The sequence below is a fragment of the Muricauda sp. MAR_2010_75 genome (assembly GCF_000745185.1).
In the GTDB taxonomy this organism is placed as follows: domain Bacteria; phylum Bacteroidota; class Bacteroidia; order Flavobacteriales; family Flavobacteriaceae; genus Flagellimonas.
Window position 1 is genome coordinate 435,486 of record NZ_JQNJ01000001.1, and the last position, 24,306, is coordinate 459,791.

The 24,306-nt window shown below is 42.8% G+C and carries 17 protein-coding genes; 8 read left to right on the forward strand and 9 right to left on the reverse strand.

The window, feature by feature from the left end; genetic code table 11:
* From FG28_RS02105 to FG28_RS02120, 4 genes are all read left to right on the forward strand, one after another.
* The gene (locus FG28_RS02105) at nucleotides 1-483 is read left to right on the forward strand and encodes a DUF192 domain-containing protein (RefSeq protein ID WP_036379515.1); all 483 of its coding nucleotides are present in this window, start codon (nucleotides 1-3) and stop codon (nucleotides 481-483) included.
* Nucleotides 484-1,008, forward strand: a complete 525-nt coding sequence (locus FG28_RS02110) for a GNAT family N-acetyltransferase (protein WP_036379518.1) — start codon at nucleotides 484-486, stop codon at nucleotides 1,006-1,008.
* A 29-nt stretch (nucleotides 1,009-1,037) separates the two neighbouring features.
* Nucleotides 1,038-2,288, forward strand: a complete 1,251-nt coding sequence (locus tag FG28_RS02115) for an ATP-binding cassette domain-containing protein (RefSeq protein ID WP_036379519.1) — start codon at nucleotides 1,038-1,040, stop codon at nucleotides 2,286-2,288.
* A gap of 80 nt (nucleotides 2,289-2,368) precedes the next feature.
* Complete coding sequence (locus FG28_RS02120; protein ID WP_036379522.1) at nucleotides 2,369-3,832, forward strand: glycosyltransferase; 1,464 nt, start codon at nucleotides 2,369-2,371, stop codon at nucleotides 3,830-3,832.
* A 77-nt stretch (nucleotides 3,833-3,909) separates the two neighbouring features.
* Here the strand turns inward: FG28_RS02120 and secDF are convergent, their stop codons facing one another.
* Both secDF and mdh read right to left on the reverse strand, forming a co-directional pair.
* Nucleotides 3,910-6,879 carry a protein translocase subunit SecDF gene (gene secDF, locus FG28_RS02125; protein WP_036379524.1) on the reverse strand — a complete coding sequence of 990 codons (2,970 nt, stop codon included), beginning with the start codon at nucleotides 6,877-6,879 and terminating at the stop codon, nucleotides 3,910-3,912.
* 244 nt (nucleotides 6,880-7,123) lie between these two features.
* Entirely contained in the window at nucleotides 7,124-8,050 is a 927-nt protein-coding gene (gene mdh, locus FG28_RS02130; protein WP_036379527.1) for a malate dehydrogenase, read from the reverse strand.
* Between the two features lie 241 nt (nucleotides 8,051-8,291).
* Between mdh and FG28_RS02135 the strand changes: the two genes are divergently transcribed.
* Entirely contained in the window at nucleotides 8,292-8,663 is a 372-nt protein-coding gene (locus FG28_RS02135; protein WP_036379529.1) for a hypothetical protein, read from the forward strand.
* An 82-nt stretch (nucleotides 8,664-8,745) separates the two neighbouring features.
* Here FG28_RS02135 and FG28_RS02140 read toward each other — a convergent pair whose 3' ends face one another.
* The 3 genes from FG28_RS02140 to asnB form a co-directional block, all read right to left on the reverse strand.
* The gene (locus FG28_RS02140; protein ID WP_036379531.1) at nucleotides 8,746-9,756 is read right to left on the reverse strand and encodes a DUF6588 family protein; all 1,011 of its coding nucleotides are present in this window, start codon (nucleotides 9,754-9,756) and stop codon (nucleotides 8,746-8,748) included.
* Nucleotides 9,757-9,828: 72 nt separating this feature from the next.
* Complete coding sequence (gyrB, locus tag FG28_RS02145) at nucleotides 9,829-11,769, reverse strand: DNA topoisomerase (ATP-hydrolyzing) subunit B (RefSeq protein ID WP_036379533.1); 1,941 nt, start codon at nucleotides 11,767-11,769, stop codon at nucleotides 9,829-9,831.
* Nucleotides 11,770-12,019: 250 nt separating this feature from the next.
* Nucleotides 12,020-13,690: an asparagine synthase B gene (gene asnB, locus FG28_RS02150; protein ID WP_036379535.1), complete on the reverse strand. Its 1,671-nt coding sequence runs from the start codon at nucleotides 13,688-13,690 to the stop codon at nucleotides 12,020-12,022.
* A gap of 242 nt (nucleotides 13,691-13,932) precedes the next feature.
* On the opposite strand from asnB, the gene FG28_RS02155 reads away from it, so the two are divergent.
* Nucleotides 13,933-14,463, forward strand: a complete 531-nt coding sequence (locus FG28_RS02155; RefSeq protein WP_036379537.1) for a DUF2911 domain-containing protein — start codon at nucleotides 13,933-13,935, stop codon at nucleotides 14,461-14,463.
* Nucleotides 14,464-14,508: 45 nt separating this feature from the next.
* Here the strand turns inward: FG28_RS02155 and FG28_RS02160 are convergent, their stop codons facing one another.
* The 4 genes from FG28_RS02160 to FG28_RS02175 form a co-directional block, all read right to left on the reverse strand.
* Entirely contained in the window at nucleotides 14,509-16,128 is a 1,620-nt protein-coding gene (locus tag FG28_RS02160) for an amidohydrolase (RefSeq protein ID WP_036379540.1), read from the reverse strand.
* 47 nt (nucleotides 16,129-16,175) lie between these two features.
* Complete coding sequence (locus FG28_RS02165) at nucleotides 16,176-17,291, reverse strand: OmpA family protein (protein WP_051947153.1); 1,116 nt, start codon at nucleotides 17,289-17,291, stop codon at nucleotides 16,176-16,178.
* Nucleotides 17,292-17,368: 77 nt separating this feature from the next.
* Nucleotides 17,369-19,120 (reverse strand): TonB-dependent receptor, encoded by a 1,752-nt coding sequence (locus FG28_RS02170; RefSeq protein ID WP_036386056.1) that lies wholly within the window; start codon nucleotides 19,118-19,120, stop codon nucleotides 17,369-17,371.
* Between the two features lie 13 nt (nucleotides 19,121-19,133).
* Entirely contained in the window at nucleotides 19,134-22,157 is a 3,024-nt protein-coding gene (locus FG28_RS02175) for a tetratricopeptide repeat protein (RefSeq protein WP_036379541.1), read from the reverse strand.
* 145 nt (nucleotides 22,158-22,302) lie between these two features.
* On the opposite strand from FG28_RS02175, the gene FG28_RS02180 reads away from it, so the two are divergent.
* Complete coding sequence (locus FG28_RS02180; protein WP_036379543.1) at nucleotides 22,303-22,986, forward strand: cell division ATP-binding protein FtsE; 684 nt, start codon at nucleotides 22,303-22,305, stop codon at nucleotides 22,984-22,986.
* A 346-nt stretch (nucleotides 22,987-23,332) separates the two neighbouring features.
* Nucleotides 23,333-24,094, forward strand: a complete 762-nt coding sequence (gene ppgK, locus FG28_RS02185) for a polyphosphate--glucose phosphotransferase (RefSeq protein WP_036379544.1) — start codon at nucleotides 23,333-23,335, stop codon at nucleotides 24,092-24,094.
* The last annotated feature ends 212 nt before the right edge of the window (nucleotides 24,095-24,306 follow it).

A 24,306-nucleotide genomic window follows, 5' to 3' on the forward strand; every position in this document is an offset into this window, starting at 1 on the left:
ATGCGAAACATTTTTCTTCTTGTTTCCGTTTCATTTTTTGTGTTGATTTCGTGCAAAACCGAATCAAAACGTGAAATCAAGACTGAGACCATTGCCTTCAAAAAAGAAGGTGACCTGTCTATTTTTAAAGTAGGTACGGATTCCATCGTATCAAATTTTGATATTGAAATTGCTGATACGGACTATGAAACCCAGACCGGCCTTATGTATCGGGCTTCCATGGAAGAAAATCAGGGTATGTTGTTTATTTTTCCAAAAGAGGCCATGCATTCCTTTTACATGAAAAATACAGAATTTCCGTTGGACATCATTTATATTGATGGCAACCAAAAAATTGCCAGCTTTCAGAAGAATGCCCAACCGTACAATGAAAGTAGCCTACCTTCAAAAGTTCCTGTCCAATACGTCCTCGAGGTCAATGCCGGGGTATCTGACCAATTGGGGCTTCAGGTGGGCGATAGTATTTCCTTTACCCGAAACTAGATGCCAAAATATCTATTGGAAAACCAAAGTTCGGAACGTTTGCTGTTCCGAAAGATATCATCTTCGGATTTTGAGGATTGGCTCCCCTTTTACCATAACCCCAAATCAACCCAATTTTGGGAAGGGCTCCCCTCCGACCCTGTTGAAGCGTGCCAAATCCAATTTAACCGAATCTTTGAACGCTACGAGAACGATTTGGGCGGCATGAACGCCTTGATTTTGAAAGAAACAAATGAGCTGGTTGGCATTTGTGGCCTTTTGGTGCAGGTGGTTGATGATGTGGAAGAGCTGGAAATAGGCTACTCGGTGTTACCTAAATTTTGGCTTCAGGGTTTTGCCATTGAAGCCGCCCAAAAATGCAAGGATTTTGCCTTTGCCAATGACTTTTCAGATTCCTTGATCTCCATTGTCCATGTGGACAATGTTCCCTCCCAAAAAGTGGCTTTAAAAAATGGGATGCATTTGGATAAAACCACTACGTACAAGGATAATCCCGTCCATATTTTTAGAGTTACCAAAGGATAATCGTAATTTTGAGGGAGATTTCTCTTCGCATGAGCCAACCGAAAAACTACGCAATTCTTACCAACAACACATCGCGGACCAAGGAATTGGTCGCCAAATTGCTGGGCAACACCGCCATAAACCAACTGGAGTCCCTAAAAAATATGAGAGGGCTTCTTTTTTCCAGATCTGAAATAGAGCGGTTTATGGATGAGGAAGAGCGTCACGATATTAAAATCCTGACTAAGGACACCGACCAATCCTTAAAAACAATGAGCAGTGGTGAACAGAAAAAAGCCCTGTTGAGCCATTTGTTGAAGCAAGAACCTGATTTTTTGGTGCTCGTCAACCCGTTTGATAATTTGGATGTGGACACACAGGCCAATTTAAAGGAACGGTTGTGCACCATTTCAACTTCAAGGACTTTGGTACAATTGGTCAGCCGATTGGTTGACATTCTTCCTGTAACCACCGATTTTTTCTCGCTGAATGGTAGTGAATTGGAAAAATATCCGTCCCCAGAGGCTTTTTGGGAAGCAAACAAACGGAATGCACATCAATTTACGGGAACAATCCCCGCTCCCATCAATCCCATTAAAGTAGAAAATACTGAATTGGTCAATTTCACCAATGTTTCCGTGAGTTTTGATGGTCGTCAAGTCTTGAAGAACATCAATTGGTCTGTAAAGCGGGGCGAGTTTTGGCAATTGATTGGCCCCAACGGTAGTGGAAAAACCACAATGTTGTCCATGATCACGGGGGATAGCCATAAAGGTTATGGACAAAACCTGACCTTATTTGGTCAAAAGAAAGGCAGTGGTGAAAGCGTATGGGACCTAAAGCAAAAGATTGGCTACTTTACCCCTTCGGTGACCGATAAGTTTAGAGGATACCACAGTTTGGAGAACATGATCATATCGGGCCTACATGATTCCATTGGTTTGTACGTTCTCCCAACCGAAACGGAAAAACGACTTGCCGGACAATGGTTAAAATTATTGGGACTTTACGATAAACGAGATACACATTTCCGTGAGCTTACCCCAGGTGAAAAACGATTGGTCATGACCTCCAGGGCCATGGTGAAACATCCTCCACTTCTTATTTTGGACGAACCCACCGCTGGTCTGGATGATAAAAGCGCAGCTTTGTTCGTAGCCTTGGTGAACAAAATTGCAAAGGAAAGTGATTCGGCCATCTTATTTGTTTCCCACAGAAAGGAACCTTATCTTGATCCCCAATTTATTTTTGAACTTCTTCCTTCACCCGAAGGGTCTGTTGGCAAACAAACTTCGCATTGACCACCTTCTCCAATCCTTGCTGTAAGGTTCGTATTATTTTTTTTATCTTATAAAGATTTCAAAAACTAACCTTCCTTCCCATGCAAAAAATCAATGTAAAGCCAGGGGCCAAAATAGAAGATTATAAGGCCTATGGCTCTCTCTATTCTTCCGTTCTGGACTTCTTGGAACAGGCCAAGAAACCAACCAAAACCCTTAAAGGAACAACTGTTTGGATGATCAACTCTACGGCAATTGGCGGTGGGGTTGCCGAAATGCTCCCAAGTCAAATGCGGATTCTGAGAGAACTCGGTGTCTCTATAGAATGGTTGGTCATTGAGGCAAAGGAGAAGGCCTTTTTTGATATCACCAAGCGTATCCACAATGCCATTCATGGCAGTGGTGATGGCATTTTTACTGAGAAAGACCGTACAATATTTGAAGAAGTGAACCGTCAGAACCTTTCAAAGGCACTGGAACTTATCAATGAAGGTGATATTGTGGTGGTACACGACCCCCAGCCCATGCCCTTGGCCGCCATGATCAAAAAAGAAAAAAAAGTTTCCATTATTTGGCGTTGCCATATTGGTCTAGAGGAAGATACCGAAGTAACCGATGCGGTCTGGAATTTTTTAAAACCGTACACCAATGACTACGATCATTTTATCTTTAGTTTGCCTTCATACGTGCCCAAAGGGCTAAAAAAGAAAACTACCATTATCCCTCCTGCCATAGACCCTTTAAGCCATAAGAATAGAGAGTTGCAATTGCACAAATGCATCGGGATTCTTTACCAATCCGGGGTTTTGGATGACCACAAGGCCATGTTGTACCACCGATATGAGCACAAAGTACGGAAAGTTATGCCCGATGGCACTTTTGATTTTCTGGATGCTGATGAAAACCTAGATCTAATCTATCGGCCCATTGTCACAGAAATATCGCGTTGGGACCGCCTTAAAGGTTTTAAGGAACTTATGCAGGCCTTCATTAAAATGAAACAGGATAACCGAAAAAATGGGGATCCCAAGAGTTTGGAATATAAACGCATTGAAATGACCCTTTTGGTCATGGCTGGACCAGATCCTGCATTTGTTTCGGACGATCCAGAAGGTGAAGCGGTATTGAAGGAACTTACAGAGGCCTATAAAGCTGTAGATGATGATATGAAAAATGATATTGCCATCCTACTTCTACCCCTGGACAATCCTAAAGAAAATGCACTGATCGTAAATGCTCTACAAAGGACTTCCAGTATCATTGTTCAGAATTCCATCCAAGAAGGGTTCGGACTTACGGCAACAGAGGCCATGTGGAAGCGAAAACCCGTTTTGGTGTCAGGTGCTGCTGGGCTTAAGTTGCAGGTAGAGCACAATAAAACTGGGATGATCAATGAAGATCCTACTGATATTGAAAGTCTGACCAAAACACTCACCTTTATGCTCAATCACCCAAAAGACAGGGACAAATGGGGGTTTAATGGGCAGTTAAGGGTCATACAAAACTTCACCCTTTTTAGCCAATTGATTTCATGGTTGGAAGTATTGTCCCTTAACAAAAAATAGTGCTGTTTGATTCCAAAAAATAAAAGGCCGTTCTATTAGGAAAGAACGGCCTTTTAAGGTGTAATCCAAAACTATTGCTATGCTTTATCAGCAGGAGCAACTTTCTTTTTTAATGAATCGAACATGACGGGCGTTGCAATGAATACCGAAGAATAGGTACCCACAATAACACCTACGATCATAGCGAACATAAATCCTCTTAAGCTTTCACCTCCGAATACGAAGATGGCCAACAGTACGATCAAAGTGGTCAATGACGTATTCAACGTACGGCTCAAGGTGCTGTTCAAGGCTTCATTGATATTTTCACCGGCCTTCCAACCTTTCAGTCCAACAATCTCGCGAATACGGTCAAACACCACTACGGTATCGTTCAAGGAATACCCAATTACCGTAAGGATTGCCGCAATAAAAGCTTGGTCAATCTCCATATTAAATGGCATGATGCTTCCGGTAAGGGAGAAAATTCCCAAAACTACCATTACATCGTGGAAAACCGCAACAACGGCCCCCAAAGAGAACTGCCATTTTCTAAATCGCAATAAGATATAAAGGAACACAACCGCCAAAGACCCCAAAATGGCCAAAAAGGCGTTCTTTTTAATGTCATCGGCAATGGTTGGTCCAACCTTTACCGATTGCAATATTCCTATTGATTTTTCAGAGGCTCCTACGGTGAAATCATCAAAAGAGGTGCCATCTGGCAAATATTTTTGCAGTGATGTATAAAGTTTGTTTTGAATTTCGGTATCGACTTCAATACCTTCTTCATCCACTTTATAAGGTGTAGTCACTTTTATCTGATTGGCATCACCAAACGTTTTTACATTGGTACCACTACCAAATACCTCGTTCAGCTCCGTGGCAATTTCAGAAGGGCTCACCGCTTTCTCAAAACGAATTTGGTACGAACGTCCTCCGATAAAATCCACTCCTTGATTAAGACCAGTCGTAACCAAAGAAAAAATACTTACAGCCACTAAAATTCCAGAAACCACATAAGCAATCCTACGCTTCACCAAGAAATCAATGTTCATTTTACTGAACAAGTTTTTAGTGATTCCAGTAGAGAAATCCAATCGTCTGCCTTTTTTGGCTGAGTACGCATCGACCATTAAACGGGTCACAAAAATAGCTGTGAACAGCGATGTCACGATACCAATCAATAAGGTTGTGGCAAATCCTTTAATGGGGCCAGAACCAAAGATGAACAGTATAATCGCGGTCAAACCTGTGGTAATGTTGGCATCCAAGATGGAAGACAAAGCGTTACCAAAACCATCGGCAATGGCTTGTGCCTTTCCTTTACCACGAGCCAATTCTTCTTTTACTCGTTCAAAAATAAGTACGTTGGCATCCACCGACATTCCTATGGTCAAAACGATACCGGCAATACCGGGAAGTGTCAATACCGCTCCCAAACTGGTCAACACTCCAAAAATCAACAGGATGTTGAACACCAAGGCAATATCGGCAAAAATACCGGCCTTACCGTAGTAGAAGATCATCCATACCAATACAAATAGCATGGCAATGACGAAGGACATAAACCCACTGTCAATAGCCTCTTGACCCAAAGATGGTCCCACTACTTCAGATTGAATGATTTCTGCAGATGCCGGTAATTTACCAGCGCGCAATACATTGGCAATATCTTTGGTTTCGTTTACGGTAAAGGTTCCCGTAATTTCGGAACGTCCACCTGAAATTGGACCTGAAGAAACCCCAGGTGCAGTGTATACTTTGTTGTCCAATACAATGGCAATACCGGTCTGGTTGTTGTAGGCATCCCCTGTCAGTTCCTCCCATTCTTTGGCACCACGGGTGTTCATGGTCATATTCACCGACGGTTTGTTGAACTGATCAAAAGTGTCCTGTGCATCGGAAACTACATCACCACTGATTCGTGGAGTTCCATCCCTATTGGATTTTAGGGCATACAATTCAACAACTTCAGAATCTTGAGAAGGCCTTTCCCATAAAAATTTGGTGAACTGTACATCATTGGGCAACAACCGCTTAATCTCGGGCATTCTTAAATACCCGCCAATTTCAGCCGTATCGGTCACCATCGCCCGGGCAATGGCGTGACTTCCGGGGTCTGCTGGAATCAATTTTCCCAACAATGGATTGGTCTGGGGAGCCATATCCAAAGAATCCTGTGCTACATCAGATAACAAGGAATCTATTTCAGATTCTGGTTTGGAAAGCTCATCTTGATTAGACTCGACTGGTTCCAAAATTTCTTTCAACCTTTCATTGGCGTTTACAAAAAACGTTCCCAAGCTTTGGTTGCCTTGGGTATAGGTTTCCCAAAATTCCAATTGGGCGGTGCTGGACAACAATTCCTGAGCTCTGGCAATATCCCTTGCGCCTGGAAGCTCTACCAAAATACGACCAGAATTTCCTTCTCGCTGAATGTTGGGCTGGGTCACCCCAAAACCATCAATACGTTCACGAAGTACCTCAAATGCAGAAACAATGGATTCATCAATCTTTCTTCTGATGACGGGTTTAACCTCATCATCCGTCATTTGAAAATTGATGTCATCACTCAATCCTTTGTTGGCAAAGATATCGGGAGAAGCCAATTTGGTATCTCCTTTAATATTGTCAAACGCTTCAAAGAACAGCTCCAAATAGGTAGCATCACTACTTTTGGAGGCATTATCGGCATCTGCCAATGCTTTGTTGAAAACGGGGTTTTTGGTATTGTTGGCCAATCCTTTTAAAATATCCTTTACGGAAATCTGTAGGGTAACATTGATTCCCCCTTTAAGGTCAAGACCTTTGTTCAACTCTTTTGTCTTGGCATCTTCATAGCTGGTAAAACCTAAAACGGAATTATCGCTGATGGAATCTAAATACGATGCCTCTAAAGCTTCACGCTTAGCCACATAATCTTCCTCTGCCTCCGAAATTTGGCTAACTGCGTAAGCCTCAGCATCCTTTTCCAACTTACTTGTTATGAAAGTAAAGGATAGCTGATAGATACTCACCAAGCCAAAAAGGATAGCGAAAAGCCTTATTAGTCCTTTATTTTGCATTGATTATTAAATTTTTAGAAGTTTTCTTAAACAGCGTGCAAATATATCATTTCCCATAAGATTTGCCAATAGAAATTGATGTAATTGCAATTTGATCCCATGGTCATGCCCAAAAATAAAATTGCCATTTCGAACCAAGGGGCAAAAAATCTCCAATTGTATTATGGGATTTCTCGCTTTTCCCTCAACTTTACTCAGGGTCCCAGCTCGAAATGACAATTCCTATTAATGTGGTTCGTTGCTATTAAACGTCTAGCAGACCATTGGTCTTTTTAACGCCGGCAGCACTTTCCTGCATTTTTGCCTTTTCGGCATCGGTCAGTTCAATTTCAACGATTTTTTCAATACCATTTTTACCCAAAATTACGGGCACCCCGATACAGATATCGTCAAGGTCGTACTCTCCTTCCAAGAATGTGGAACATGGGAACATCTTCTTTTGGTCGCACGCAATGGCCTGCACCAAGCCTGAAACTGCGGCTCCGGGAGCGTACCAAGCACTGGTGCCCAACAATTTGGTCAAGGTGGCACCCCCTACTTTGGTTTCTTCCACTACCCATTGCATTTTTTCTTCGGAAAGGAACTCTGATACTTTTATGCTATTTCTGGTGGCATGGGCAATCAATGGCACCATTCCCGTATCGCTGTGTCCTCCGATTACCATTCCGTCCACATCAGAGATGGGCGCGCCCAAGGCTTCGGCCAATCTGTATTTAAAACGGGCACTGTCCAAAGCACCGCCCATTCCTATAATCTTGTTCTTTGGCAAACCAGTGGCCTTGTGCACCAAATAGGTCATGGTGTCCATTGGGTTACTCACCACAATGATCGTTGCATTCGGAGAATGTTCCAAAAGATTGGTGGCCACGGTTTTTACAATTCCTGCATTGATCCCTATAAGTTCCTCACGGGTCATTCCCGGTTTACGTGGAATCCCCGAGGTAATTACCGCAATATCGCTATTGGCTGTTTTGGAATAATCATTGGTGCTTCCGGTGATCTTGGTATCAAAACCATTCAGGGATGCGGTTTGCATCAAATCCATGGCCTTTCCTTCGGCATATCCTTCCTTAATATCCAACAAAACAACTTCTGCTGCAAAATCCTTTATCGCTATATACTCTGCACAGCTTGCTCCCACTGCGCCTGCTCCAACTACGGTAACTTTCATTTTTATGGGTTTAAATTTTAATCGCTCAAAAATAAGGCATTTAGGTCAGAAAAAAGCTGACTTCCGCCAGTTTTAAGGAAGGATTTTGACCCTTAACACAATTCGCTGAAATCTATGGGCATGTTAACAAAATGTACCGTTTATCGAAGAATTTGATTTCAATGAAATCTTTTGCAATGCTTTAGCAATAATTTCTTACAAACTTACGTTCTATTAGTCCCAAATTAAACCTACTTGACCTATGAAAAAGCTCTTTTCATTGTTGTCCATTATTGGCATAATCGCCATAAGCAACTGTACCCGTGTGCCTGAAAACAATGATCCCATTTTGGGTATCTGGGCCAAAACCGAATCTTCTTCAATAGATGGTAAAGGTACCGACTCCACTCGGGAGGAATGGATTTTCAACGATGTTTATTTGGGCAGATACCAAAGTTATTCCAACAACAAACTGGTTTTTTATACCGATTTTAAATGGTCCGAAGAAAAAGGGACGTATACCATTATATACGGTGATCCCCAAGTTGAGGACATTACGGTAAGTCTGGAACAAAGCAGCGACCCTGAAATTTTAGCCCTGGAGAACGGTTCGGTCTTCGCCACCAGGGAATAGACAGGAAGACTACTTATATGAAAATAGAAGGCCCCAACGTGATTGTTGGGGCCTTTTTAATGGCTGATTATTTGGTTTGATACTATCTGAATCCGAAGTTTATACCAAAGGTAAAGGTACTGAACTCGGAAAAATTGTAATCTGCATTGAGCCTAAAGAAGCCCAGTTTTATTTTGGTACCCAGTGTAGCTGCTACGCCACTGGCTTTTTTAGATACCGTAAAAGGATCTTCAATGGTTTCCGTAAAGAAAGGTCCGTTGGCCTCATAGGTTCCCAACAAATCAATGTCCGATTTACCCGTAATATACCCCAGTCCACCATAAAAATTGATTACAGGGATATTTTTAGTGGAAACCACTGCACTGAAGTTCCATGTTTTAACCTTGGCATCAATACGCTGATCACTTCCGGCAATCACTCCAGTATCCGTAAAATCATACTCGCCTGAAAGTCCTGTATATCCAATTACCGCAGAAACGGCAACAGGCAATACTTTATCGGCGGGAAGTAATTTGGTAAAATCATATTGGATACCAGCACCGAAAAGTCCGATTTTGGCATCGTCATCAAATTTTATCTTTGGTAAAAAACGGGCTTTTACCTCCAGTCCTTTTACCAATCCCACACTTGCTTGGATATATCCTGATGGGATAAAGTTGAAATTCTCGGAAGCCAATCCGGAAGGCAATTCAAACTCTTCCCGGAACAGTCCGCTTTCATCTTCTACAAAAACTTCTATCCCTTGAATATCTCCCAATGCCGTTGACACTGGTCTGGCCTGCCCCGGATTGTCCACAAAATCCAAGTTTTCATACTCATTGGGGTCCAAAATAAAGGCCTTTTTGTCATCCTTGTTCTTAAACCCTGTCATATTTCCCACAATGGATATTTCAAAGCCGCCCAGCGGCTTGGCATCGGCGGTATTGTACCATCCATTGGAGATACTGTAAATTGTTGCTTCTGAAACGGGAGCCAAATAGGAATTGGCATAACGTTCGGCATCATTGACACCGGCAACAAAGAGGTCATTCAAATCTTGCGCTTTAGAAACGGTCACAATTGAGAGTGCAACCAACAAAAGAATTCTTTTCATTTTGTAAAATTTTTCCTAAAACTAAAAAACTCGCTTTGTAAGAGCGAGTTTTTGTTGTGAAACAACCGTTATCTATACATCTATGTTGGCATAGACGGCATTTTTCTCTATAAATTCACGTCTTGGTGGCACTTCATCTCCCATTAACATGGAGAAGATTCGGTCAGATTCCGTAGCATTGTCTATGCTAACTTGGCGCAAAGTCCTAAATTCCGGGTTCATCGTGGTATCCCACAATTGTTCCGCATTCATCTCACCGAGACCTTTGTAACGTTGGATACTTGCCCCTCCATTCATCTCTGCCATAATAGCATCACGTTCCTTATCATTCCATGCATATCGTTTCTTTGCCCCTTTCTTAACCAAATACAAGGGTGGAGTGGCGATATACACGTGACCTCCCTCTATCAACTCCCTCATATAACGGAAAAAGAAGGTAAGGATCAAAGTTTCAATGTGGCTACCATCAACATCGGCATCACACATAATCACGACTTTATGGTAACGCAACTTGTCCAAATTCAAGGCCTTGCTGTCCTCTTCGGTACCGATGGTCACACCCAATGCGGTATAAATGTTCTTGATTTCCTCGTTTTCAAAAACTTTATGCTGCATGGCTTTTTCCACATTCAAAATTTTACCCCGAAGTGGCAAAATCGCCTGAAAGTTTCTATCGCGGCCTTGCTTTGCGGTACCACCCGCAGAATCCCCCTCAACCAAGAACACTTCACATTTGGTTGGATCTTGTTCGGAGCAATCTGATAATTTCCCGGGCAATCCCCCAACGCTCATTGGGTTTTTACGCTGAACCATTTCGCGAGCCTTGGCAGCGGCATGTCTGGCCTGAGCGGCCAATTTTACTTTTTCAACGATTTGCTTGGCGTCCTCTGGATGCTCTTCCAAGTAATCGGTCAACATTTCTGATACTGCCTGGCTCACCGCACTGGTCACCTCACGGTTCCCGAGTTTGGTCTTGGTCTGACCTTCAAATTGGGGTTCTGCGACTTTGACGGACACAATAGCCGTAAGTCCTTCCCTAAAATCATCCCCTGCAATTTCAAACTTCAACTTGTCCAACATACCAGAGTTGTCGGCATATTTTTTCAAGGTAGTGGTCAATCCTCTTCTAAAGCCAGAGAGATGTGTCCCACCTTCATGGGTGTTGATATTGTTCACATAGGAATGGAGGTTTTCGGTATATCCGGTATTGTAGACCATGGCCACTTCAACAGGAATGCCATTTTTCTCGCCTTCCATAGCAATGACACTTTGAATCAATGGCTCACGGTTTCCATCCAAAAATCGGATGAATTCTTTAAGGCCCTCTTCTGAATGAAAGGTTTCAGAAATAAACTCTCCTTTATCGTCCTTATGACGCTTATCGGTAAGGGTTATGGTGACACCTTTGTTCAAATAGGACAGCTCACGCATCCTGTTGGACAAGGTTTCATAACTATATTCAATGGTTTGGGTAAAGATGGTGTCGTCCGGCTTGAAGGTGACCACCGTACCGGTCTCCTTGCTTTCCCCAACACTTTTTACCGGGTAAAGGGTCTTGCCCCTTTCATATTCCTGTTCCCAAATCTTTCCATCCCTATAAACAGTTGCTTTTAAATGGACAGAAAGCGCGTTGACCACGGAGACCCCTACACCATGAAGCCCCCCGGAAACTTTATAAGAGTCTTTATCAAATTTACCTCCTGCCCCAATTTTGGTCATTACAACCTCAAGAGCGGAAACACCCTCTTTTTTGTGAAGGTCAACAGGGATACCCCGTCCATTATCTTTTGTAGTAATGGAATTGTCCTCATTGATGATTACCTGAATGGAGTCACAGTGCCCTCCCATGGCTTCATCAATGGAGTTATCAACGACTTCATATACCAAATGGTGAAGTCCACGTACCCCAACATCGCCAATGTACATGGAAGGCCTCATACGCACGTGTTCCATACCTTCAAGGGCCTGGATACTGTCCGCTGAGTACATTTTTTTATTCGCTTCTTCGCTCATATATTCTTCGTATTTGCCTTGAATTTTTCAAATCTTACAAATATAAAGAATACCCCTCGAAATAAGGTCGTTGAAGCCCTTTGCACACCCTAAGTTATCAACAAAAACCTGTGGAAAACAAAGCATTTTCAGGATGTCTTGCAGATCTATCGATGAAATGCAAAAAGCCCCTTGTGCAAGGGGCTTTTCCGACTAATTGAAAATGAAACAAAACAGCATCTTCACACTACATTTTCTTATAAAGGATTGGTTATTTTACGTAGGCATCAGAGTGAACCTTGGCCACCGCCCTTCCTGATGGGTCGTTCATGTTTTTAAACGCTTCATCCCACTCCAAAGCTATTTTGGTACTGCACGCTACGGAAGGCTCCTGTGGAACGCTCAGTGCAGCAGCATCGGATGGAAAATGACTTTCAAAAATGGAACGGTAGTAATACTCTTCTTTAGAGGTAGGGGTCTGAATTGGGAATTTAAAATGTGCGTTTTCCAATTGCTCATCGGTAATTTCCTCGGCCACTACAGCTTTTAAGGTATCTATCCAGCTATATCCCACCCCATCCGAAAACTGTTCTTTTTGTCTCCAAGCAACACTTTCGGGCAAATAGGACTCAAAAGCCTTTCGTACCACCCACTTTTCCATACGTTCCCCGTTGATCATCTTGTCTTTTGGGTTGATGCTCATGGCCACGTCCATAAACTCTTTGTCCAAGAATGGAACACGACCTTCAATTCCCCAAGCGGCCAAAGATTTGTTGGCACGAAGACAATCGTACATGTGCAACTTGCTCAGTTTTCGCACCGTCTCTTCATGGAAGTCTTTTGGACTCGGTGCCTTGTGGAAGTACAGATATCCCCCAAATAGCTCATCAGCTCCTTCTCCGGAAAGTACCATTTTAATCCCCATGGATTTAATGACCCTCGCCATTAAGTACATTGGAGTGGATGCTCTCACAGTGGTGATATCATAGGTTTCCAAGTTGTAGATGACATCTTTGATGGCATCCAGACCTTCTTGGATGGTAAATTTTATCTCATGGTGCACCGTACCGATGTGGTCCGCCACTTTTTGTGCCGCAGCCAAATCCGGAGAACCTTCCAGTCCAACTGAAAACGAATGTAACTGTGGCCACCATGCATCAACGGTATCGCCAGATTCAATTCGTTTTTGCGAATATCTTTTTGCAATGGCGGAGGTTACGGAAGAATCCAAACCACCGGACAACAATACTCCGTAAGGTACGTCGGACATCAATTGACGGTGCACCGCAGCTTCCAAGGCATCTTTGATGGCCTGAATACTGGTTTCGTTCTCTTTTACGGCATCATACTCCATCCAATCGCGCTGGTACCATCTTACAAACTCACCGGTGGAGCTGTGTAAATAATGTCCGGGAGGGAACAATTCAATTTTGGAACAAGTACCCTCCAAAGCTTTCAACTCGGAAGCCACATAAAACGTTCCGTTTTTGTCCCAACCAATATATAGGGGGATAATGCCCATGTGGTCACGGGCAATAAAATATTCGTCTTTTTCACTATCGTAGATGGCAAATCCAAAAATGCCGTTCATTTCATCCACAAACTCAGGTCCTTTTTCCTGGTAGAGCGCCAAAATCACCTCACAGTCGGATTGTGTTTTGAACTCGTATTTCCCATCAAACTGTTTTCTGAGTTCTTGATGATTATATATTTCGCCATTTGCGGCCAATACCAACTTGCCATCGGCACTGAACAAAGGTTGCTTTCCTGATGCTGGATCTACAATAGCCAATCTTTCATGGGCCAAAATGGCCTTGTCGTCCGAATAAATACCGCTCCAATCTGGACCTCTGTGCCTAACCTTCTTGGACATCTCCAATAATTGGGGGCGTAACACTTCCGTGCTTTCCTTCACATCAAACGCGCATACAATTCCACACATATCAAAATATTTTTATAACAATTTTGATGCAAATATTGACCTTATCCTTTTTAAATAAAAGCTTAAAATCAATATAAGTTATAAAATGAAATATAAAAACACTTTTATATATTACATTGTAATTGAATTATTGGGCATTGGCATAAAATTGATCGTTTTGTAAGGTTCATAAATTTTAACGTCTTTTTATAAAAACACCATTTAATTACATCCTAGTTTTGAGAACAACTAAAATCGCAATCATGAAGAATGTACTATTATTTACTTTTTTAACCCTTGCTATGGTTTTCACCACTGAAGCCACAGCACAGAAATTCAGTGGTTTGGACAAAAGTCCAGCAGATATTGCCTATTACCCATCCAGTTCCAGGGAAATGGACAAAGCAGCCCGAATCATCTATAGTCGTCCGCAATTAAAAGGACGTAGCTTGGATGAACTGGCCCCTAAGGGAAAGGTTTGGAGAACCGGAGCCAATGAGGCCACCGAAATCACATTTTACAAAGATGCCACAGTGGGAGGCCAAGCCGTGAAAGCGGGAACATATTCCTTGTTCACCATTCCTGGTGATGATGAATGGACCGTTATCCTGAACAACAATTTGCACCAATGGGGCGCTTATTCCTATGACAGCGCTGCTGATGTTGCAAGGGTAACTGCCAAAACCAGCACCGATGATGAGGAATTGGAAGCGTTTTCAATTGCTTTTGATGACAATGGTGATATGGTCATGGGATGGGGCACCACTAGAGCTACATTACCGATGAGCTTCTAAAAAAGCTATACAACTTATGGAAAAGCGGGCCTTGTGTCCGCTTTTTTATTTCATGGAAACACCCCCCACAAAAACCTGCTCCGCTTTTAGGTTGGGAACGCTATCAATGGGCATGGTCATGATGTCATCGCTTAAAATGACAAAGTCTGCAAATTTCCCGGGCTCGATACTTCCTTTCTCATTTTCTTCAAAATTGGAGTACGCCGCCCAAATGGTCATTCCCTTTAAAGTTTCCTCTCGGGACAGTGCATTCTCCATTTGGTACCCGCCTTCGGGATAGTTCTCCAAATCTTGACGTGCCACGGCTGCGTAAAATGTTAAAAATGGACTGACTTGCTCCACCGGAAAATCGGTTCCCAATGCCACAAGTCCTGCTTTGTCCAATAATTGTTTGTACGCATAGGCACCTTTGACACGTTCTGGCCCCAAACGGTCCTCGGCCCAGTACATATCACTGGTGGCATGGGTAGGCTGCACGGAAGGGATTATCCCATTTTCAAAATAATCAAAGTCCGATTGTGGAATGACCTGTGCATGTTCCACTTTCCAACGACGGTCTTCCTTGCCTTCCAAGGCTTTTTGATAGGCGCGTAATACCACAATATTGGCAGAATCACCAATGGCATGGGTGTTCATTTGATAGTCTGAAGCTGCAATCCGTTCCGCCAAAGCTCCAATTTGGTCTACAGGGGTGACCATGGCACCATAATGCCCTGGTTGGTCAGCATATGGTGCACGCAATGCAGCTCCCCTAGAACCTAGAGCACCATCGCCATATACTTTTACCGAGCGGACATTCAATTGGTCCGTTTTGATTATTCCCTTACTGAGAAAATAATCAAGATTATCCGGGGAATTGCTCACCATGGCATAGACACGGATAGACAATTCGCCCGACTGTTGAAGACTGTCAATCAGTTCGATGGTTTTCCTGTCCAGACCGGCATCATTTACAGTGGTCAAGCCATAATCCAAGCACATTTTTTCAGCATCTTTTAGGGCCTGAATCTGGGTTTCCCTGCTGGATTGTGGCATCACGGCATAGATCAGTCCCATAGGATTGTCTACCAATACACCCGTTATTTTACCGTCTCTTTTAACAATTTCACCACCTTCGACCTCTGTTTCAGCAGTAATTTCTGCTAAGTCCAATGCCTTTTGGTTCACAATTAGGGCATGGCCATCAATACGCTCCAAGGCAACCGGGATATCTGGAAAAAGCTCATCCAACTTTTCCTTGGTTGGAAATTCCTTCACTTCCCAATCATTTTGATCCCAACCACTACCCATGATAAAATTGGAAGGGCGCTCTTTTTGAAAAGCCACCACTTTCTCCAAAATCTCCTCAAAACTGGTAGTCCCCACCAAATCCACAACCTGTTGGTTCAACCCCAATCCATAGAAATGACAGTGGGCATCCATTAAGCCGGGTACAATGGTCTTGCCTTCGGCATCCAGTTCTTCTAAGGCGGTGTACTTTTTATAGATGTCCGCAGTTTCGGCAACCGCCACGAACTTTCCATCTTTTATGGCCACACAACTGGCCTTGGAAAAGTCTTTATCAACTGTATAGATATTGGCATTGTAAACGATAAGGTCCACTTCTTCCTTGGAAGTACAAGCAAAAAAGAACAAAACGGAACAAAAAAGAAGCAACTTTTTCATGGAGAGCTGGTTTCTCCAAAAATAGAAAATGCTAGTGAATGGACAACCTATTGATCCACAAACTCGGTCATTACAAATTCCACCCTGCGATTTTTTCGTCGAGCTTGGTCGGTTTGTGCACTGTCCAGTGGCACTTTATCCCCATATCCTTTTGAAGTGATGCGATTTTTCTCCAGCCCCAATGCCATAAGGTATTTTGCAACGGTATTGGCCCTTTCTCGAGAAAGCACATCGTTATAGTCATCTGAACCCAAGTCATCTGTATGACCACTAATGGAAACCTTTAAATTGGGATTCTTTATGAGATAATCAAAAACATCTTTGAGGCTTTGCTTGGCCTTTGGCTGTAAATCGAACCTATCAAAATTAAAATTTACATGGTCCAACACGTAAACTTCATTGGGCTTGTAATCCGGTCCCAAATAGGTTAGGGAAATATCATCAATATAATAGTAAGAATAGCCTTCTGCCCTAGGGGATGAATCTTTGAAATCCATATAATGCGTGCCGGCATTGCTCATAAAATTACCCAAGATCAAGTAGTTTTCAAAACCTTTGGCCACAATATCGAGACTCAATTGCATCCATTTTTCTTTATTGTCATAGAATCCCTCGGCTGAAAATTGTTTCATGTGTGTGGTCTGAATGCTCTGTGAGGTCAATGCGGCATGGGAGAGGTGCCTTTTGGTATGGATAGACAATGGTTTTTCCGAAAGCACGGCTCCAATATCCATCACGGCTCCATCTGATTTTTCGGAGAGACTCAAGGAAAGTTTCAATCTGTACCTATGTCCTTTTTCCAAAGTCTCGGTCAAAGGCACTTGAATATATTCTCGGTAATCATCCGGAGCAAACAAGTAAAGTCCGGCATAGGCCGAACCTTCAAAAGCTTCTTGTTTTCCCTTAAAGTTCATGGGGATTCCCAACTTAGTCCTGCTGCATTCGTTAAAATAATCGGTTGTCCCTAAACTTGGGGCACTCCAATGTTTTGCGTCTTTGTTCAGATTACTCATTTTGGTAGGACATTGAAGGTAATCCTCAAACCCTCCGTTCTTTACCAAATTTTGGGATTGAAGTTCTGCACAAAACAATGCGGCCACTAAGCCGAACACTATGTAAAAGAATCGCAACAACATGATTTCCAATTGATTTGGAACTGCCAATACGAATTAAAAAAACATACTGGCAGAGGGGTTAAAACGCCCTTTTTAACATTTTATTGCGTAATATCCTACAGGATTTAGAAGTCAAACTTATAGGAGACCCCTGCTAAAGCCTGAAAACCTTGTACCCTAAAATTGGCCCAACGCTGATAATCGCTGTTGGCAATGTTGCTTGCTTTTACAAAAATGGAAAGCTGTTCATTGAAGTGATAGCCCAAGTGGGCATTGGCATCAAAATAGCCGTCTAAGGTAACTATGGCTGCGGGAAATTCGGATGGTGTGGCATTTTCCTGGGCCACGGCCAACAAATCATCACGTTCACCTACGTAAAACAGGTTGGCGCCCATATACCATTGGTCGTTTATTTGATAATCCATAAACACGGACCCTTTTATGGAGGGTAAGTTCCAAGCAGGATTATCGGTTTCCGTGTCATAGTCATAAAATTCGGCGTTGATACCCAGAGTAAAATTTCGGTTGACATCCACGTTCAATTCTCCAAAAATCCCCAAGGTTTTTACATCATCATAAAAAACTTGAAAAGAGTTTCCATAATAATAGCTGCTTTCATCATTTCGAAAGAGGTTCTCTGGATTCAACAGGAACAAAGGCTTTCTGTTCTCGGCGGTATACGAGCCTTTGATGTTATACCCCACATTGGATAGCAACTGTCCCTTCAACCCCACATAGCCGATGTATTGTTGGTCGGTGGGCAAGATGGTCAAGGTTGGTGATACGTATGGGTTTTCATTCACAAAATCGTGATAGGAATTTTGCTTTAAATCGCCTTCTATTCCTCCGTAAGCGATTACGTTTTCATCCAATAGACGGTACGAAGCGGTAATGGCCGGATAGATATAAAAGTCACTGTCGCTGTTTTCAGTATCCATTCCATAAACAAAATTGGCACCAAGATTTACGGTCAAATCATCCCGAAGAATCAATAAACTGGGATTTACTCCCGCTTGAAAAAGACTGTAATTGATTTCACCGTCATTGGCTGTGTTGCTGAGCGAGGCATTCTTAAAATTTCCACCCACATAGTCCAGTTTTGCCCCGATGGTGATCAATTCTTCAGTGATCGGCAACTCTATGGTCGGGGTTACCACAACCCTATTCTCTGCAGATTCCGTGGCATCCCAAAAACGACGAAGCAAAACATTTCCTTTTTTAAAGAAGGAATCTTCCATGTTCAAATGGGCCTTTGCCTCGGCATTGAAGTAATTCTGTTGCTCATCCATATCGGCTACCGTGGTTTCGGCAAATTCACCGTTTTCAATTCCGTACCAATTGTAGAGTTGGTGTTGAAGCCCAAGACTAGCTCCCCAATCCATATAACGATCCTTTTTGGCATAGGAAGCATCGAGTTTGGTGTTGTAGAACTCGGTATCCAACGGGGTTGAATCCATATCTCCCCGTGAGGAATGATGAATCAAACCAAAATCCAACAAGTCCTCTCCTCGATTAAACTCTCTGCTGGTATAAAAATCCACCAACGCATTGTTATAATTACCAAGTCCTACCGAAGCATATGAATTATACAATGTGGGCGGCGGGGTCTTCTCCACACCGGAGGCCTTACCCTTGGCTGGGGTAAAAGTTGATGCCACGGGAACAGAAAATATGTTGTAGTTGATATCCTTTTTTTGAAGCACGATGGAGTCATTGAGACTCGGCGCCGATTTTATCTTAAAGGCATCCGAAACGGTAGGGGAATACGGTTTTACCACCGTTACCGTTTCAGTACCAATATTGTCGGTTTCCTGTGCCACCAAGGCTCCAAAAAGGCTCAAAAAAAGTGTTGAAAATATATAGGTTCTCTTTTGCATGCTGTGTCTCGATTTAGTTTTCATCCGGGTTAACCGATGAATTGCTCTCCGCTTCCTTGGCCTTTATCCGCGTCAGTTCTTCTTTTGCCTCCGTCACAATCCCATCAAACTCGGAAAAGTTGGAAACCACGCTTTCCAAAATGTAGGTGGCTTGGAAGGCATCGCCTAAATTGTAAAAGTTTTTGGCCATGATCACGAGTCCCTTTCCGCCCCATTTCTTGTAGGCCGAATAATCCTTCGCCAATTTTTGAACGGATTCGTTGGAAGCTTCGTAATTCCCATCTTGATTTTTAAAATAGGCATCATAATACCAAGCTTCAGCGGCCAGTTCTCCCGTGGCAATCTGCTTTACATCCTGATAAGCCGTTTTTGCCAAGGCTTCATTCTTGGTGGCGATGGCCGAACGTGCAATCATAATCTGGGCATCACTTTTAATGCGGTCATCAATTTTTGGCGCGTTCAACACTTTTTCGGCATAGGCAATGGTCTGGCCATACTCTTTTTGACCATAATATCCTTTCATCAAATTAGATTGGGCGAATGTGCGGTTCTCTGAAATATCCGCTGTGCTTTCCAATTTTTTCAAATAGGGAATGGCACTTTGATAATCCTGTTTTTCCACATAAATTTCACAGACACGGGTCAACGCCTGCTCCGTGTATTCTCCAGTACCTCCATTGGCCACGGCTTGATACTTAGGCAAAGCCTTATCCTTTTCCCCTTTGGAAAAATAGAGCTGAGCTAAAGAAAAGTTGGCATTTTGGGCATGCAACCCATTGGGAAATTCCTTGAGGTAATCCTCGTAGCCCTTTATGGCGGCTTCGGTTTTCCCTTCCACGTATTTTCGGTCCGCAGATTCAAAACTGGCGTTGTCCAGTTCAGTATCAGTGACCTCAACAAAATCGAGATTTCGGGCCCAAGCGGCATATTCGCTCACGCGACCTTCATCCACATAGACCAGTTTGGCCGTTGCCACAGCTTGCTTTGCTTCTTGGGTGTTGGGGTATTTTTGGACTACCAATTTTAGCTTATCTAATGCCTCGTTATTTCGGCTGGCATTGTAGTGTACTAATCCTTGACGAAGCATTCCGCGCGGTGCAAACTTGCTGGTGGGATATTCCTCAATCAAGCGATCATAAGTTTGCAATCCCATGGCTTCTTGGCCTCCTGTGACGTATGAATTTCCCAGTTCAAATAGCGCATCATCACGCAGTGATGAGGTGGGGTACATGGTCAAAAATTCATTTAAGCCCTCAATTTTGGCGGAACTGTTTCCCAAAAATCCGTTACACAATGTTTTTTGGAATGCAGCATAATCCCGCTCCGGACCGTTCATTTTGGACGATTCATCATAGGCCCGCATGGCCAATTGATAGTTGCTCGTCACAAAATAACTATCCCCCAATCGCAAATAGCCATCGTTTTTCCGTTGGTCATCCAAAGCATTGGAATTGACCACGTTTTTGAAATAGGCTATTGCATTATTATAGTCCTTCAACTTAAAATAACAATAGCCCAAGCTGTAATCCAGCTCTTCGTATTCTGTCATGGAACGGGCCGAGGGAAGTTGCTGAAATTTCACAAAATCCACCAAGGCCTCTTCAAATCGGTTTAATCGATACTCCGCTTCTCCTTTCCAATATAAAGCTCTAGCCTTAAAGGCATTGTTCTCGGCACTTTTTAATGATTTGGAAAAGCGCTCAACGGCCGCCTCGTAATCGCCATCAATAAAAAGTTCAATGCCCCGATAGTAGGCTACTTTTTGATAGGTTTCCTTGCTCGCATAGTTTTTGTTTTCTTCCAACAATTGCATGGCTCCCTCAAAATTCTTGGAGGTGATATAGGAATCCACCAAAAGTTCCTGGATTTCCAGTTGGTGCCCATCCTTTGGATATTTCTCAAGATAGGAGGTCAATACCTGCGGAACGGGTTCGTAGGCATTCCCGATTTCATAGCTCAATCGGGCATAGTTCAGCCAAGCATCTTTTTGAATTTCGGGGCTGAAATCCATCTGGGATGCATTTCGGAACGCATTGAGCGCCTCGGATTTTTTATCCAACTTTAAATAACACTCCGCCAAATGGTAATAAGCGTTTTGGGAAACGCTGTTGGTCTCCCCGATAATTTTGTTGAATTGCTGAATGGCCGCCTGGTAATCACCCTGTTTGTAATGGCTGTACCCCAACAGATAATAATCCGTGTTGTTCATTCTACCGCGTTTGCCACGATATTTTTCCAAATACGGGATGGCCTTGTCGTACTGTTCTAGATTGAAATAGCTTTCGCCAATAATTTTATTAAGTTCGGATTGCTCGTTGCGATTCGATTTTCCCATTTGCTTTTCTGCCATAGCGATGGCTTCCTCAAAATTGCCCAGCTTAAAATTCAGGTCGGCTTGATAGTAGGATAGCTTTTCATTGAGCAGGTTGGGATCGGTAATTTGGTCGAACCGGGCACTTGCTTGGTCATAGTCGTCCTGTTCGTAAGCGATATATCCCAAATAATATTTGGCCTGCGAACCATATTTTTGGGAAGTGCTCACCTTGTTCAAATAACGCTCCGCCTCCTTGGGCCTTTTGGAAGCGTAAAGGGCATATCCATTGTTAAAATTAAACCGCTGCTGATCGGAATAGGACATGGCGGACTCATCCACCTTTTTGTACCATTTTAGGGCATAGGGATATTTTCCGGTCTCAAAATAGTAATCGGCCACATCCAAAAAAGCGGAGTTTCGCTTGGTGGAGGTGGGATATCGCTCCACAAAATCCTCCATCATTTTATCAGCACCACGTTGGTTCAACCGAATGGCGGCATTGGCAGCATAATAAGCGCTGTTGGCCTCGGTTTCATAATCTGTTGTGGAAGACTTTACGTTTTCAAAAATGGTTTGGGCCGCCTGGTACTGCTCATTGTTGTAAAGGGCCAAAGCATCTTGGTACGCTTTATTTTCGTGGGTATATATCTTGGTTTCCTGTGCGGAAAGCACAAAAAAAGTTCCCAAAAGAATGGGAAACAAAAGGAGGTTTTTTCGATTCATAGTGTTCTACGCTGTTCTCGACTGACTTTTACCATAACGTCAAAATTTGAGCCAAAGTATATTTAAAAACGAAGATGTGATAATTATGCTCGAAAATCATACATTATTTCAGAACTTAGTACTTTTATTCACTCAAAGTGATATTATGTCCGAGACAATCGTAAAATTACAGGATGTTGCCGTATTTCAAAATGAGAACCTTGTTTTAAAGGATGTAAATCTGGAAGTAAAGCAGGGGGAATTTGTCTATGTCATTGGAAAGACCGGCAGTGGAAAAAGTAGTTTTATGAAAACCCTTTATGCCGATATCCCCTTAAAACAGGGTAATGCCATGGTGGTCGATTTCGATTTGAAAAAACTTCAAGAAAAGGATATTCCCTTTTTGAGAAGGAAACTGGGCATCGTATTCCAGGATTTTAAATTGCTGCCAGACCGAAACGTCAATAACAATCTTCGTTTTGTACTCAAGGCCACGGGGTGGACGGATGATTCCAAAATGGACTCTAAAATCGAGGAGGTATTGACAAAGGTGGGCATGAAAACCAAAGGCTTTAAATTTCCCCACGAACTTTCAGGAGGGGAGCAACAGCGCATTGCCATTGCACGGGCACTTTTGAACGATCCAGAACTCATTCTCGCCGATGAACCGACAGGAAACTTGGACCCACAGACCAGTGTTGAGGTTATGAAGGTATTGCAGGACATTAATCAAAATGGACGTACCATTGTAATGGCCACCCATGATTATGCGCTTATTCTTAAATATCCCCACAAAACCTTAAAATGCGACGATAGTAAAATGTTTGAGGTGATACAAAAAGCAATGTGATACCAATAATAAACAATTAACAATATCCAATTTACAGTTCTGATCTAGATAAAACTTTAGGCTACTTTGGGTCTAATTCGTGACCATTCGTGTGATTGGTGTCAAATATCAAGCGTCACGAAACAAGAAGCAAGACTGGTCATTTCGACAGAACAAAGAATGAGCGACGAGAAGTCTCTTTCCAAGAGCACGTGTCAAGTTCAAGAGCAAGAATCAAAAGTACACTCAAGAAACAGATTACCCTTTCAACCTTCTCCCTTTACCCATCAATTTGAATGATTTACCTCACATATCTAGGAACCGCAAAACTTTTTGTTTCTTTGCCTAAATAAATTTTCTTTCCTATATGGATATTCTTGGAATTGACATTGGCGGATCGGGTATAAAAGGTGCCTTGGTCAACGCCGAAACTGGTGAAATGTTGACGGAACGCTACCGAATCCCAACCCCAAAATCCAGAAAACCTGACGAAATGGCCCAAGTAGTAGCCAAAATTGTAGAGCACTTTGACTACAAAGGCCCTGTTGGTTGCGGCTTTCCATCCATCGTAAAAAATGGGGTCTGTCTTTCTCAAGGAAACCTTCACCCGAGTTGGGTAGGTGTTAATGTTGATGAACTATTTACCGAAGTCACTGGACAGGAATTTACTGTACTGAACGATGCAGATGCGGCCGGATATGCTTCCATGAACTACGGTGCTGGAAAAGGAAAGGATGGCTTGGTAATCATGATCACCATTGGAACCGGATTGGGTAGTGGTGCCTTTTTCAACGGAAAACTCATTCCTAATTTTGAACTAGGCCAGATTCCTTATAAAAAGCACAAGAAGATTGAAAAATGGGCAGCTGCCTCAGCCAAAGAGCGGGAAGGCCTTAGCTACAAAAAGTGGGGAAAACGTTTCAATAAGTTTTTGACATTGGTGGAGCTCATCGTTTCCCCAGATTTGATCATCATCGGTGGGGGCACCTCAAAGGATTGGGAAGAGTTCAGTCACCATATTGACATTGAAACCCATGTAATCAAGGCCGAATTGATGAACCATGCCGGGATTATTGGCGCGGCCGTGGCATGTCTTCGCGAACAACACCACGGGCACTTAAGTTCTTAGGACTTAAAAAAACAAGCACAAAGGGTAAAGTTCAAGAACCAGGAAACAAGACTGGTCATCATTTCGACGGAGCAAAGAGAAATCTCTTTACAAGTTCAAGTGTAAAATTCAGGTTCAATAACAAAAACAAGAGTATCTGCAATAATCAATTTACAATGGTCAGTTCGAGCGAAGTCGAGAACCAACGGTAGAGATTTTTCGCGAAACTCAAA

What these genes read in the sequence shown, in the direction of transcription:
- FG28_RS02105 (WP_036379515.1), top strand. Translation starts at nt 1, where the DNA reads ATGCGAAACATTTTTCTTCTTGTTTCCGTTTCATTTTTTGTGTTGATT.
- FG28_RS02110 (WP_036379518.1), top strand. Translation starts at nt 484, where the DNA reads ATGCCAAAATATCTATTGGAAAACCAAAGTTCGGAACGTTTGCTGTTC.
- FG28_RS02115 (WP_036379519.1), top strand. Translation starts at nt 1,038, where the DNA reads ATGAGCCAACCGAAAAACTACGCAATTCTTACCAACAACACATCGCGG.
- FG28_RS02120 (WP_036379522.1), top strand. Translation starts at nt 2,369, where the DNA reads ATGCAAAAAATCAATGTAAAGCCAGGGGCCAAAATAGAAGATTATAAG.
- secDF (WP_036379524.1), bottom strand. Translation starts at nt 6,879, where the DNA reads ATGCAAAATAAAGGACTAATAAGGCTTTTCGCTATCCTTTTTGGCTTG.
- mdh (WP_036379527.1), bottom strand. Translation starts at nt 8,050, where the DNA reads ATGAAAGTTACCGTAGTTGGAGCAGGCGCAGTGGGAGCAAGCTGTGCA.
- FG28_RS02135 (WP_036379529.1), top strand. Translation starts at nt 8,292, where the DNA reads ATGAAAAAGCTCTTTTCATTGTTGTCCATTATTGGCATAATCGCCATA.
- FG28_RS02140 (WP_036379531.1), bottom strand. Translation starts at nt 9,756, where the DNA reads ATGAAAAGAATTCTTTTGTTGGTTGCACTCTCAATTGTGACCGTTTCT.
- gyrB (WP_036379533.1), bottom strand. Translation starts at nt 11,769, where the DNA reads ATGAGCGAAGAAGCGAATAAAAAAATGTACTCAGCGGACAGTATCCAG.
- asnB (WP_036379535.1), bottom strand. Translation starts at nt 13,690, where the DNA reads ATGTGTGGAATTGTATGCGCGTTTGATGTGAAGGAAAGCACGGAAGTG.
- FG28_RS02155 (WP_036379537.1), top strand. Translation starts at nt 13,933, where the DNA reads ATGAAGAATGTACTATTATTTACTTTTTTAACCCTTGCTATGGTTTTC.
- FG28_RS02160 (WP_036379540.1), bottom strand. Translation starts at nt 16,128, where the DNA reads ATGAAAAAGTTGCTTCTTTTTTGTTCCGTTTTGTTCTTTTTTGCTTGT.
- FG28_RS02170 (WP_036386056.1), bottom strand. Translation starts at nt 19,120, where the DNA reads ATGCAAAAGAGAACCTATATATTTTCAACACTTTTTTTGAGCCTTTTT.
- FG28_RS02175 (WP_036379541.1), bottom strand. Translation starts at nt 22,157, where the DNA reads ATGAATCGAAAAAACCTCCTTTTGTTTCCCATTCTTTTGGGAACTTTT.
- FG28_RS02180 (WP_036379543.1), top strand. Translation starts at nt 22,303, where the DNA reads ATGTCCGAGACAATCGTAAAATTACAGGATGTTGCCGTATTTCAAAAT.
- ppgK (WP_036379544.1), top strand. Translation starts at nt 23,333, where the DNA reads ATGGATATTCTTGGAATTGACATTGGCGGATCGGGTATAAAAGGTGCC.